We start from the raw sequence: 12,684 nt of genomic DNA, 5'->3' as shown, positions 1-12,684 counted from the left end.
ATGGGTATTCTCCTGAGCGGAAATATTGCGATGCAATATCAGGAGATGTGCCACGACCTCAGCGATTTGGCGACCGCCTCGCGGGGGAGGCAGCATTGCGCCCCTCGGTCATCAAACTGTCGAGAGGCGTTTCGATAGAGTGGCTGTCAGCGGACAATAGGCCGGCTGTGCGACTTCAGCGCGAATGCAGGCCGACGGCTCAGACCGGAGGCCAGCTGCGCATGGCCATGTCGGCGAGTTTTCGCAATTGCTCGCGCGGTGCGCCGCCTGCCGCTTGCACGGCCATGCCCTGCAGGATGGCCGACACGTAGCGCGCGAGATCGCCGGCATCCGCGTCGGCTGGCAAATCGCCTTCGGCGAGGGCGCGTGTGAAGCGAAGGCGCAGATCGCCCTCGCTCTTCGAGCGGCGCGCCATCAGTTCCTGCTTGATCGTCTCTGCGGCATCGCCGCAGCAGAGCGCGCCTTGGACCGCGAGACAGCCGGGATTCTTGGGATCAGTCACCGCCTCGACGGATTCGTAGAAGATATGCTCGACCGCTTCGCGGGCCGTGGGTTTCTCCAGGCCGGTGCGGAAATAGCCGCCGGGGCCATCGACGTAGCGATCCAGTGCTTTGCGGAACAGATCTTCCTTGTTGCCGAACGCGGCGTAGAGACTTGGCTTGGTGATGCCCATGGCTTCGGTGAGGTCGGCCATCGACGCGCCTTCGTAACCCTTGCGCCAGAACACATGCAGCGCGAGGTCGAGGGCCGTGTCGGTATCGAATTCACGAGGACGTCCCAGTGCCACGACGGGCCCTCCAAAGTTTTCTACCGTTCAGTAGATAAGTCTCTTGACAGTGGATGTCGATAGTCCATCTATACCGGACGTTACGAATGTGTGCGTTGCAGCGAGATGCCCGGCGGGACCGGCCAGACGCGGAATGTACAGCTTAGCTACTGAAATGACAGGGCTTTACAAGGCCCACGCAGATTAAATGGGGTTCACAATGGCACATAATCTCCCTCGCAAGATCGCTTTTGGCGCCGGAATCGCGTTGGTGGCGGTCGCCGTTGGCGGCGGTGCGGCGCTGATGAATCTGTCCAGCGTGGCAGCTCAAGCCGAGTCCGGCGCTGTTGTTCCCGCCGCCGTTCAAGCCTCCGTCGCGCTGGTCGAGGCCAAGGCTACGGCCGCATCGGATGAGTTCTCGGGCCGCCTCGAAGCCATCGAACGCGTGGAGATACGCTCTCGCGTCGCCGGCGCCGTTCAGGAGATCCACTTTCGCGAAGGCGCGCTGGTGAAAAAGGACGACTTGCTCGTACAGATCGATCCTTCGCTCTATGCCACCGAAGTCGATCGCGCTCAGGGGCAGGTGTCAGCGGCGCGGGCGCGCCTGATCCTCACCAAGGCCGATTTTGATCGCGGCCAACAGCTCACCAGCTCCAGCATCACCCAACGTGACCTCGACAATCGCGTCAACGCATTCCACGAGGCAGAAGCCAACCTGAAAGCGATGCAGGCGGCGCTCAAGACCGCCGAGCTCAATCTCAGCTATACCGAAGTCCGTGCACCGGTCTCCGGCCGTGTCGGCAAGGTTGAGATCACCGTCGGCAACCTGATCGCAGCCGGACCTAGCTCCCCGCTGCTGACGACTTTGGTCTCGGTCAATCCGGTTTATGCCAGCTTCAATGCGGACGAACAGGTCGTGTCGCGCGCATTGAAGACTCTGGCCGACGAGAAGACACCGAACGAGATCGATCGCATTCCCGTGCATATGACGACCGTGTCCGATGGGACGCCCATCAAAGGGCAGATGCAATTCATCGATAATCAGGTCGATCCGCGCAGCGGTACAGTGCGCGTGCGCGCGATGTTCGACAATGCCGATGGCCGCTTGATGCCGGGCCAGTTCGCGCGGTTGACCATGGGCCAGCCGAAGGCAGAGCAGACGCTGCTGATCAGCGAGCGGGCAGTTGGCACCGACCAGAACAAGAAGTTCGTCATGGTGGTCGATGCCAAGGACAAGGCGCAATATCGCGAAGTGATCCTGGGGCCCTCGGTTGATGGCATGCGCGTGATCCTCAACGGCCTGAAAGCTGGTGAACGGATCGTCGTCAACGGACTTCAGCGCGTGCGGCCGGGTGTGACCATCAAGCCGGAGATGGTGGCGATGAACGCCGCATCTCTCGCCTCGGTCAAGGCCGTCGCGCAGAATTGATAACGACCGTCCTGTCCGCAGGCGGGCAGGGCGCACTTCCCAAGACACAGCACGTCATCGAGGTCGAGCGATCGGCCGCGCAGAGCCCTTGCACCCTGCAGGTCTGGATCATCACGGAATAGCGCCATGAACTTTTCAAAATTCTTTATTGATCGCCCGATCTTTGCCGGCGTGTTGTCGACGGTGATTTTTCTCGCCGGCCTGCTGTCGATGCCGGTGCTGCCGATCTCCGAATATCCGGAAGTCGCGCCGCCGACCGTGGTGGTGACAGCGAATTATCCCGGCGCCAATCCGAAGGTGATTGCGGAAACGGTCTCGACGCCGATCGAAGAGCAGATCAATGGTGTCGAGAACATGCTCTATATGAGCAGCCAGGCGACCACCGACGGCAGGATGACTCTTAACGTCACTTTCCGCCTCGGCACCGATCCCGACAAAGCCCAGCAGCTGGTGCAGAACCGCGTTTCGCAGGCCGAGCCGCGTCTCCCTGCGGAAGTCCGTGCGCTAGGCGTGACCACAATCAAGAGCGCGCCTGACCTCACCATGGTCGTTCACTTGCTGTCGCCGAACGACCGCTATGACATGACCTATCTACGCAATTACGCCGTGCTCAACGTCAAGGATCGCCTCGCGCGCATCGAGGGCGTCGGCCAGGTGCAGCTGTTCGGCTCGGGCGATTATTCCATGCGCGTCTGGCTCGACCCGCAGAAGGTCGCCGAGCGCGGTCTGTCGCCCGGCGATGTCGTGCGTGAGATCCGTGCGCAGAACGTGCAGGCGGCAGCGGGACAGGTAGGCGGTTCGCCCAATGAGCCGGGCCTCGACCTCCAGCTCTCCATCAATGCGCAGGGGCGCCTGCAGAGTGAGGAAGAGTTTGGCGAGATCATCGTCAAGAACGGCGACAACGGCGAAGTGGTGCGGTTGCGCGACATCGCGCGCATCGAGCTCGGCGCCGCGGATTATGCACTGCGCTCGCTGCTGAACAACAAGTCCGCAGTGGCGGTTCCGATCTTCCAGTCGCCGGGCTCCAATGCGATCCAGATCTCCGACAATGTCCGCAAGACCATGAAGGAGCTGAAGGAGAATATGCCGGACGGTGTCACCTACGACATCGTCTACGACCCCACGCAATTCGTTCGCGCCTCGATCGAGGCGGTGATCCATACACTGCTTGAAGCCATCGCACTGGTGGTGCTCGTCGTCATCCTGTTCCTGCAGACATGGCGCGCCTCGATCATTCCGTTGATCGCTGTGCCGGTATCGGTGGTCGGCACCTTCGCCGTGATGCATGTGTTCGGCTTTTCGGTGAATGCGCTGACGCTGTTCGGCCTCGTGCTGGCGATCGGCATCGTCGTCGACGACGCCATCGTCGTGGTGGAAAACGTCGAGCGCAATATCGAGCGCGGGCTCGATCCCAAGAGCGCGGCCTATCAGGCCATGCGCGAAGTGACCGGCCCGATCATCGCGATCGCGCTGGTGCTGGTCGCGGTGTTCGTGCCGCTCGCCTTCATCACCGGCCTGACCGGCCAGTTCTACAAGCAGTTCGCGCTGACGGTGGCAATCTCGACGGTGATTTCGGCCTTCAACTCGCTGACACTGTCGCCAGCACTTGCCGCGCTGCTCCTGAAGGGCCATGACGCGCCGAAGGATGCGTTGACACGCTTCATGGATAAGACGCTCGGCTGGTTTTTTGTTCGCTTCAATCGCTTCTTTGCCAGAAGCTCCGACGCCTATAGCGGCGGCGTGAAGCGCGTCGTCTCGCGCCGCGCGGCGGTGATGGGAATCTACGTTCTGCTGATTGGCGTCACCGGTTATCTGTTCCACGCAGTCCCGGGGGGTTCGTGCCCGGTCAGGACAAGCAGTATCTGGTCGGGTTTGCGCAGCTCCCCGACGGCGCTACGCTGGATCGTACCGAAGAGGTGATCCGCCGTATGGGCGAGATCGCGCAAAAGGAGCCCGGCGTCGAGAATTCGATCCAGTTCCCGGGTCTGTCGATCAACGGATTTACCAATTCGTCCAACTCCGGCATCGTTTTCATCGGCCTGGATGCGTTTGACAAACGCAAGGATCCGAGCCTGAGCGGAAATGCCATTGCGTTGTCGCTGAACAAGAAGTTTGCCGGCATTCAGGACGCCTTCATTGCCATGTTCCCACCGCCGCCGGTGTCGGGTCTTGGCACGATCGGCGGCTTCAAGCTGCAGATCGAGGATCGCGCCGGTCTCGGCTATGAGGCACTGAACGACGCCACCAAGGCTTTCATCGGCAAGGCGATGCAGCAGAAGGAGCTGGCCGGCCTGTTCTCGAGCTATCAGATTAACGTGCCGCAGCTCTATGCTGATGTCGATCGCACCAAAGCGCGACAGCTCAACGTGCCGGTCACTTCGGTGTTCGACACGATGCAGATCTATCTCGGCTCGCTCTACGTGAACGACTTCAACAAATTCGGTCGTACCTATTCGGTGCGCGTCCAGGCTGACGCCAAATTCCGGGCGCGGGCCGATGATATTGGCCAGTTGAAAGTTCGCTCTGACAGCAACGAGATGATCCCGCTCTCGACGCTGCTGCGCGTCAAGGAAAGTGCAGGGCCGGAGCGCGCCATGCGCTACAACGGTTTCCTGTCGGCCGACATCAATGGCGGCGCGGCGCCCGGCTATTCCACCGGTCAGGCGCAGGACGCTGTGGCGCGTGTCGCCAAGGAGACGCTGCCCAAGGGCATCGACTTCGAGTGGACCGAACTGACCTATCAGGAAATCATCGCCGGCAATTCGTCGCTGATCGTGTTTCCGGTGGCGATGCTGCTGGTGTTCCTGGTGCTTGCCGCGCAATACGAAAGCCTGACACTGCCATTGTCGATTATCATGATCGTGCCGATGGGCTTGTTGGCGGCGATGTTCGGGGTCTGGTTGACCAAGGGCGACAACAACGTCTTCACCCAGATTGGTTTGATCGTGTTGGTGGGTCTGTCGGCGAAGAACGCCATCCTGATCGTGGAATTTGCCCGCGAGCTGGAGTTCGCCGGGCGGACACCGATCCAGGCGGCGATCGAGGCCAGTCGTCTGCGGTTGCGGCCGATCCTGATGACGTCGCTGGCCTTCATCATGGGCGTCGTGCCGCTGGTGACGTCGACTGGCGCGGGCTCGGAGATGCGTCATGCTATGGGTGTCGCGGTGTTCGCCGGCATGATTGGCGTCACGGCCTTCGGCATCTTCTTCACGCCGATGTTCTATGTGCTGCTGCGTGCCATGGCAGGCAACCGTCCGCTGACCCAGCATGGCGAAGCGACGGTCGATCAGGCCGCGCCGCTGGCACCGGGATCGCACGAAGCAGAAGCGCGCCCGCATGCCACGTCGCATTCGTAACGCCCGGGACCGGGTAAGGAGACGCCTGACGAGGGCTGCCGGTCCACGGATGCGCCGTTTCGACCCATTCTAAGGCTAGGAATTGCGCAGCCTGCGTCCAAGACTGTTGGAATCGCACCCAACTGGCCTGGTGCGCTTTCCTCCACTGCACATCTTCCGCTACAATGCGAAAGGTGCTGCAGGGGAATGACGGGTTGCGGACGGGTTTCTACAAATGCGAATACCGGGTTGATGAGGCGGTCGGTCGCAGCGTGATGTTTGTCGAGCATGGCAGCATGCTCGGCGGCAATTCCGCTTTTGCCCATATCGGCAGCTATGAGCTCCGGGGTGACGAGGTGGTGGCGGAGATCGAGAGCCGCCGCCACATGAACGATCCCAATTATCCCTCGCTGCTCGGCCAGGATGTGGCGACCATCAGCGTCACCGGCCGACCCTATGGCGACACCTATCGTTTTCAGGGCGTGTCGCCGCAGATGCCGGGTGCGAAATTCGAGTCGGTCATGACAACGATCGATGATGGCGAGATGCCTCCGGCCGGACCGATCGGTGAAGGTGGCATCGCCAACGGGTTGTACTCGATCCATCTGCGCACACTCGACGGCATCGATGGCGGGCTCAATGGCGTGATGCTGCTCCATGACGGCCGCATCCTCGGCGGGGACGCGTTCTTCTATTATCTCGGCGCCTATTCCTCGGCCGACGGGCGCTGGAAGGGCGAGATGCTCAATCAGGAGCACACGCCGGCAAAGGGCGAGAACCCGGTCTTCGGCGGTTATGAAATCGGTATCGGCTTCTCCGGCACTTGCGACGAAGCCGGCGCCGAGCTGGAAGCCACGGCGCTGGCGGGCAAGCGGAGCCTGCGGTTGCAGGCCGTGCTGAAGCTGATCCGCAAGGCTGTGTGAGTTCCAGGCAGGTGCGCTGCTTGATGGGGTGCGTCCCTGTCCCTAATGTTGCCGGCGAATGGCACAGATGGCGACAAAACCCATGACACAACGTATCGGCGCGACGGCTCTGATCTCTTTGCTCGGCGTTGCCGCCGGATTGGCTTTGCTGTCCGCGCCGACACGCGTGCAGGCCCAGTCCGCCGATCTGGTTCTGTGCGATCGCCTCGCGGCCGATCCTGCCGATCCCGACAAGCCCGCCGACGTGAAGGGCGTGGCCGACGTCGCGAAAGCCGATATCGCGACCGCCATCAAGTTCTGCCGAACGGCGTCCGGCGGTTCGCGCCGCGCGATGTTCCAGCTCGGGCGTGCTTACGCGGCTAATGCGCAGGCAGCTGAGGCGCTTGCGGCATGGCGCAAGGCGGCTGACAAAGGCAGTACCTCGGCCATGGTCGAACTCGGCGTCGCCTATGGCAACGGAACCGGCGTCGCGCGCGACGAGGTGCAGGCGCGCAAACTGTTCGAGCGCGCCGCCGAAGCCGGCAATCCGCGCGGTGTCAGCAATCTTGCGGCACTATCTGGAGGCGCAAGCGCGGGGGCAGACCCGGTGCGCGCACGGCAATTGCTGGCGAAATCCGCGGAGACCAATGCCGAGGCGCAGTATCAGCTCGGCATGATGCTGTCGGAAGGCATCGGCGGCGCCAAGGACGATGTCGCGGCGCGGGGCTTGTTCGAGAAGGCGGCGGCGCAGAACCATGCGGGCGCATTGGAGCGCATGGGTGCATTCGCGCAAAGCGGCCGCGGTGGCCCGTCGGATAAGGACGCCGCCAAAGCCTATTACGAGAAGGCCGCAGCGCTCGGCGACGACGATGCGAAGAAGGCGCTGGAACGCATCAAGTGCCCTTATGTGCTCAAGGACAAGCGCGGCAACGTCGTCAGCAATATGTGCTTCTGACCAGCCTGGCTGACTACGGCTTGTCGCAGACGCGCGCGTTCGTCCCCGGATCGAATGTGCGCCGCTTATTCACCGAGGGATCGACGAAATAGGTGACAGCGTTGAACGGCACCGTGACGCGGGACATGATCCCCTTGAACCACAGGTTGACGCTGAAGCGATCCGCGGTGACGTTCAGTCGCTCGAACTGGTGCTGCAGCACGAACGTCATGTCTTCGGGATATTGGGCGCGCTGGGCATCGGGCACGATGACGCCGTTGAACGAGGTTCTGAACGTGATCTCGTAATAGTGCCGGCCGCGCAGACCGCGTCTGGCGACGTCGGCGAGCGTGGATCGCACCTCGGCATATTGTGCGAGCGGGTCGGTGGTGCAGGGCTGTTGTGCTGCCGCGTGTGGTGCGAGAGCGGCCAGCATTGTCATGGCAGCGGCGAATAATGCGGCGAGGGTGCGGAGGTCGCGAGGCAAGGACGGGGTCATGATCCTTTGTCGCGGCGGGAGTGAGCGGGTTCATGACGCTCGACCATGACAGCGATTTTCTGCCGCATGCTTCCGCAACCATTTGTTTGAAATTGGCCGCCTAAACTCCCGGCTCTGAGTCGCCTTTTGCGTTTCCCTGGAGCCGCCTGTGAACGAGAGCCTGATCGCCATCTGCCAATTGTTTCTGGTGCCGCTGACCATTCTGTTTGCCGCGGTAGGTGTGGCCAATGCGCGCTTCGTCAAACTGCTGGTGTGCTTATTGGGCGTCGGTCTTGCCGGCCTCTGGCTCTATCGCATCTATCTCTGGACCGGCCTGTCGGTGATCGATCGCCGCACGGCCTACGGCCTCGCGGGAGCCTTTGCGCTAAGCTGGGTGCTGACGCTGCTGCATCAGATCAAGAGCAGCTTCGGTGGCGGATACGATCGCTAGGCTCAGGCAAATCTGAATCAGGCCAGCCCGAGCGAGAAGGCCAGCGTGCCGATGGCGGCATGTGACAGGATCACCGGCCAGATGTTCCGCATCCGCAGATAGGCGAAACCCCAGACAATGCCGACCAGGAATGTGTTGAGCAGCAGCACATTGTCGCCATAGGCGATGTGGATCAGCGAGAACACCGCCGAGGAATAGATCACATAAGTCCAGGGCCTGACCTGCAGCCGATCGGTCATCAGTTTCGGAATCGATCGGCACACGACTTCCTGGCAAGGGCTCGAGACCAGGACATAGAACGGCGCAAAGCTGAGCCAGACCGGTGGCTTGTGGTCGAAAGTCAGGAACCGCGTTTGCGCGACCATGATCGCCGCAATGCCTGCCGTGATCGCGGCACAGAACAGCCAGTGCCTGATGTCAGAGGGACGGCTAAGGCCAAGTTCTGCAACAGAAAAGCCGGCCAGCAGGCACAGCGCGATACACAGCACGGAGACCAGCAGCAGCGCGGGAATGCGGTATTCGAACGGCAGAAACCCCCAGTGTATGGCGAGGCCGGGCGCCAGCAGCAACGCTGCAAATCCCGGTAGCGGAGCGATCAATCGCCATTGGAATCGTTGCTGTCGTAAAACCGTCATGATGTTCTATAGCTGAAATCATGTGGTGGTTTAAGGGCGGAGTGGCGACACAAGGCCGCGAGCGACGAAAGCGTGATCGTCGATATGTCAGGAGTTCGTGTTGGCATTCCCATCTGACAGTCCACTCGGTCGATTGCTGGCCGCTCCGACGCGATCGGGGCGGGTGACCTGGCTCGGCCTGCGACCAGCGCGCCGGGCGCCAATGCTCACGCCGTCGTCGGTGAGGTTAATCGCGCAACACGGCATCAATGGCGATCGGTATGACTCGACCCATGACGGGCCGCGACAGGTCACGCTGATCGCGGCGGAGGATCTCGCGGCCATCGCAGCATTTCTCGGCCAGACCGGAATTGCGCCGGATCTCCTGCGCCGGAATGTCGTGACGTCAGGGATAAATCTGCTGGCGCTGAAAGACCGCCGCTTTCGCCTCGGTGCAGCATTGCTCGAAGTGTCAGGCGACTGCGCGCCATGCAGCCGTATGGAGGAAGTGCTGGGGCCCGGCGGTTACAATGCCGTGCGGGGCCATGGCGGCATCACGGCGCGAATCATCGAAGGCGGTGATGTTGCGATCGGCGACGTAGTGGAGCGCGCCGAGTGAAGCGGCGCTCACACATCCGTCCATGACGTGAACAGCGCCGCCTGACCGCGTCGCTCGCCGTTCTCGTCTCTCAGTTCCCAGACGATGCCGCCTTCGATCCAGAAGCGCCGGCCGGACTTCGCGATCCGCAACCCGCGATAATTGTCGATGAAGCCGTTGTGCGCGACGGCGTCGAGCAGGCGCTGGCGTTCGTCGCGGTTCGGTCCTTCGGCCGACAGCCGCGAGGGGATGGTGATGAATTCATCCCAGCCATATTCGAAGCAGCGCTGTGCGGTTTTGTTGGCATAGACGAAGACCGGATCGGCCGCAGTGCTATGCGCGAGCACCGCGAACGGTGCGTCGCTGTAGAGCCACGCTGCATCTTGCACAGGCGCCAACAGGGGCTTCCCGACAGTGCGGAGATAGCTCCCGCTGAGGAGCTTGAAGAAGGATGTATCGAGAGCGAAAGCAGGCGGCGTCGCAGGGGTCACGGGATTCTCTCAGGGATAGATTATAAGGACATAGCCCGCATGGCTCTATACGACATCGGCAGCGAAAGCGGTGCTGACTCGCCCGGAATGCATGGAGCAGGCGCTGTCGGACGGCGGGAAGGATCAGGTCGTGATCAACCTGTTTCGAACACCACGGTGCATTGATTCATCGAGACGGCAGCGTCCCGTTCGTCGACTGCGCGTCCCGTGTAATCCGATAGCTGCCCAGCTTATTTAGTCGTCGCATCGCCTTCGCTCTTGTTTTAGCCTCTCCCGAAAATGCTGTTCCAGGCGAAAGCCCAATGGACCAGCGCAAAGGGAGAAAACGTGAGCAACAACAAGAAGGGGCGATGGTTTGTTGTCGCCGCGGCCTTTGCCGCATCGCTGTTCGCCGCAGCACCAGGGGAGGCGCAGCAATATCCCGATCGCAACATCACGATGGTCGTGCCATTTCCGCCCGGCGGAACGACCGACATCGTTGCGCGCATCCTCACCGAACAGCTCAGCACCGAACTCGGCAAGCAGGTGGTGATCGAGAATCGCGGTGGCGCCAGTACGTCGATCGGTGCGCAAGTCGTGGCCGGTGCCGACAAAGATGGTTACACGCTGCTATTCGCCAGTGCGACGACCTTCACGACCAACCCGCATCTGCTGGCCTCCATCAAATACAGACTGGAGGATTTCGCGCCGGTTGCGATGGTGGTGAAGGTGCCGTTTGCCTTCGTCGTGAAGAAGGATTTTCCGGCGGTCGACGTCGCGGCGTTTCGTGCCTATGCGCTGGCCAATCCAAGCAAGGTCAACAACGCCACCAATGGGCCGGGCAGCACGGTGCATTTGATGGGCGAGATCGTCGCCCGCGGACTCGGCGTGAAGCTGCAGCATGTTCACTATCGCGGTGCCGCGCCGGCGATGAACGACATGCTCGCAGGCATAGTCGACAGCAATGTGGAAGCGCTGACCAATACGGTGCCGAACCACAAGGCGGGCATGTACCGCGCGCTGGCCGTCTTGTCCGAGGAGCGTCTTCCGCAATTGCCTGATGTGCCGACCTTCAAGGAGCTCGGATTCCCTTCGATCGTCGGCGCGACATGGTTCGCGGTGTTCGCGCCCGCTGGTACACCGCAGCCGGTTTTGGACAGGCTGAGGGCCGCCATCACCCGCATCGTCAGGACGCCGGAATTTGCAAAGAAGATGGAGCCGATCGGCAATCAACCATGGCCGATGACGCCGGCGGAACTCGAAACTCATGTGAAGAGCGAGCGCGACCGCCTGGGCAAGCTCATTCGCGAAGCCAACATCACGGTCGACTGACCGCGAGAACAAGATCAAGGGAGAACATCAATGAATGCAGCCGTCAGCTCACCCGCCGTGAAAGTCGTCCGTTCGGTGCAGGATCAGGTCAGCCCCGAGGAATGGCAGTCGCGTGTCAATCTCGCGGCCTGTTATCGTCTGACAGCGATGTACGGCATGACCGAGATGATCGCCAACCACATCTCCTGCCGCGTGCCGGGAACGGAAGACCAGTTCCTGATCAATCCCTACGGGATGCTCTATGAAGAGATCGATGCGTCGAGCCTCGTCAAGATCGACCTCGACGGCAACACACTGTTCAACGCGTCGGACTACGCCGTGAATGCCGCGGGCTTCGTGATCCATAGTGCCATCCACATGGCGCGTCACGATGTCGATTGCGTCGCGCATACCCATACGGTTGCCGGCATGGCCGTATCGGCCATGGAATGCGGGTTGCTGCCGGTGGCGCAGACCTGCATGCGCTTCCTTCATGTCGCCTATCATGACTTCGAGGGCATCGCCGACAATCCAGAAGAGCGGGAACGACTGATCACGCATCTCGGCAATCACGAGGCGATGGTGCTGCGTAATCACGGCCTGCTGGTGGTGGGCAAGACCATCGCCGCCGCTTTCAACGTGCTGTTCCGGATGGAGCGAGCCTGTCAGGTTCAGGTTGCAGCGCTATCGTGCAACACCAAGCTCATCACGCCGCCACAGAAGGTCCTGCAGGACACTTACGACCGCATGAAGCCGCGCGACAATGTTCCGGGCCTCAGCGGCGAACTCGCCTGGCCGGCACTGCTCCGCAAGCTCGACCGGGTCGATCCGTCCTATCGCAACTGAGCTTGCGCTAGAGTCTGATCCATCTTCGATGGATCAGACTCTAGCTATTTTCTCTATGAGAGCATGATCTTGTCCGAAAACCGGTGTCCACTTTTCGGGATCATGCTCTAGCAGGCTCGGCGCCTGCCGGTCTCGCAGGCGTGGCATCCACCTGATGAATAGAAGGGATGCGCGGCATCAAGAATGCGGCGCATCACAGGTTCGGCAGTCAGATGCCGCGACCGCAGGCCGCTTACGGTTTGAAGAATGATACCGGCGTCATCAGCTGGTTCTCCTGGCTGATGAGATAGGCGGCCTCGGCGCTGATCTTCAGGTAGTCGGCCCAGGCCGGGTCCTTTTGTAGCCCCTGGCGCTTGGCCTCGCGATCGGCCGCGCTGTCATACACCCAGATGTGCATGTAGCTGTTGACGTTGCCGGTCTCAATTTGCGCGTAGGCGAGCGGCTTGCCCAGATGGCGGCTCTGGATTTCGTAGCCGTGCTCGGCATACAGCGCCAGGTGTTTCTTGATCGTGCCGGGGCGGCAGGTGTAGGTGCGAACGTCAAGCAGCAT

Annotated in this window: 12 protein-coding genes and 1 pseudogene; 8 read left to right on the top strand and 5 right to left on the bottom strand. The window is 61.5% G+C overall.

Features of this window, described 5'->3' with window-relative positions:
• Positions 1-199: 199 nt before the first annotated feature.
• Positions 200-787 (bottom strand): TetR/AcrR family transcriptional regulator, encoded by a 588-nt coding sequence (locus tag RSO67_RS03775; protein WP_315842428.1) that lies wholly within the window; start codon positions 785-787, stop codon positions 200-202.
• 199 nt (positions 788-986) lie between these two features.
• Here RSO67_RS03775 and RSO67_RS03770 point away from each other — a divergent pair, with 199 nt between their 5' ends.
• The 4 genes and pseudogenes from RSO67_RS03770 (at position 987) to RSO67_RS03755 (ending at position 7,387) form a co-directional block, all read left to right on the top strand.
• Positions 987-2,195, top strand: a complete 1,209-nt coding sequence (locus RSO67_RS03770) for an efflux RND transporter periplasmic adaptor subunit (RefSeq protein ID WP_315842427.1) — start codon at positions 987-989, stop codon at positions 2,193-2,195.
• Between the two features lie 126 nt (positions 2,196-2,321).
• Positions 2,322-5,551: pseudogene (locus RSO67_RS03765) on the top strand (efflux RND transporter permease subunit).
• Between the two features lie 194 nt (positions 5,552-5,745).
• Entirely contained in the window at positions 5,746-6,453 is a 708-nt protein-coding gene (locus RSO67_RS03760) for a GrlR family regulatory protein (RefSeq protein WP_315842426.1), read from the top strand.
• Positions 6,454-6,535: 82 nt separating this feature from the next.
• Positions 6,536-7,387 (top strand): tetratricopeptide repeat protein, encoded by an 852-nt coding sequence (locus tag RSO67_RS03755; RefSeq protein WP_315842425.1) that lies wholly within the window; start codon positions 6,536-6,538, stop codon positions 7,385-7,387.
• 13 nt (positions 7,388-7,400) lie between these two features.
• Here RSO67_RS03755 and RSO67_RS03750 read toward each other — a convergent pair whose 3' ends face one another.
• Positions 7,401-7,865: a ClpXP protease specificity-enhancing factor SspB gene (locus RSO67_RS03750; protein WP_315842424.1), complete on the bottom strand. Its 465-nt coding sequence runs from the start codon at positions 7,863-7,865 to the stop codon at positions 7,401-7,403.
• Positions 7,866-8,013: 148 nt separating this feature from the next.
• Here RSO67_RS03750 and RSO67_RS03745 point away from each other — a divergent pair, with 148 nt between their 5' ends.
• Positions 8,014-8,295 carry a hypothetical protein gene (locus tag RSO67_RS03745; RefSeq protein ID WP_315842423.1) on the top strand — a complete coding sequence of 94 codons (282 nt, stop codon included), beginning with the start codon at positions 8,014-8,016 and terminating at the stop codon, positions 8,293-8,295.
• Positions 8,296-8,312: 17 nt separating this feature from the next.
• On the opposite strand, the gene RSO67_RS03740 is transcribed toward RSO67_RS03745, so the two are convergent.
• Entirely contained in the window at positions 8,313-8,864 is a 552-nt protein-coding gene (locus RSO67_RS03740) for a CPBP family intramembrane glutamic endopeptidase (protein WP_315842422.1), read from the bottom strand.
• 163 nt (positions 8,865-9,027) lie between these two features.
• Between RSO67_RS03740 and RSO67_RS03735 the strand changes: the two genes are divergently transcribed.
• The gene (locus RSO67_RS03735; protein ID WP_315842421.1) at positions 9,028-9,528 is read left to right on the top strand and encodes an MOSC domain-containing protein; all 501 of its coding nucleotides are present in this window, start codon (positions 9,028-9,030) and stop codon (positions 9,526-9,528) included.
• An 8-nt stretch (positions 9,529-9,536) separates the two neighbouring features.
• Here the strand turns inward: RSO67_RS03735 and RSO67_RS03730 are convergent, their stop codons facing one another.
• On the bottom strand, positions 9,537-9,998 hold the full coding sequence (locus RSO67_RS03730; RefSeq protein WP_315842420.1) for an MEKHLA domain-containing protein: 462 nt from the start codon (positions 9,996-9,998) through the stop codon (positions 9,537-9,539).
• Between the two features lie 327 nt (positions 9,999-10,325).
• On the opposite strand from RSO67_RS03730, the gene RSO67_RS03725 reads away from it, so the two are divergent.
• Both RSO67_RS03725 and RSO67_RS03720 read left to right on the top strand, forming a co-directional pair.
• A complete protein-coding gene (locus tag RSO67_RS03725) occupies positions 10,326-11,309 on the top strand; it encodes a tripartite tricarboxylate transporter substrate binding protein (RefSeq protein WP_315842419.1) in 984 nt (327 codons plus the stop codon).
• Positions 11,310-11,339: 30 nt separating this feature from the next.
• On the top strand, positions 11,340-12,134 hold the full coding sequence (locus RSO67_RS03720) for a class II aldolase/adducin family protein (protein ID WP_315842418.1): 795 nt from the start codon (positions 11,340-11,342) through the stop codon (positions 12,132-12,134).
• Positions 12,135-12,366: 232 nt separating this feature from the next.
• On the opposite strand, the gene RSO67_RS03715 is transcribed toward RSO67_RS03720, so the two are convergent.
• Entirely contained in the window at positions 12,367-12,684 is a 318-nt protein-coding gene (locus RSO67_RS03715) for an NIPSNAP family protein (protein ID WP_315842417.1), read from the bottom strand.

It is taken from the genome of Tardiphaga sp. 709 (assembly GCF_032401055.1).
Taxonomy (GTDB): Bacteria; Pseudomonadota; Alphaproteobacteria; order Rhizobiales; family Xanthobacteraceae; genus Tardiphaga.
Note: the sequence above shows the minus strand (reverse complement) of the source record. Positions and strands in the feature narration are given on the sequence as shown.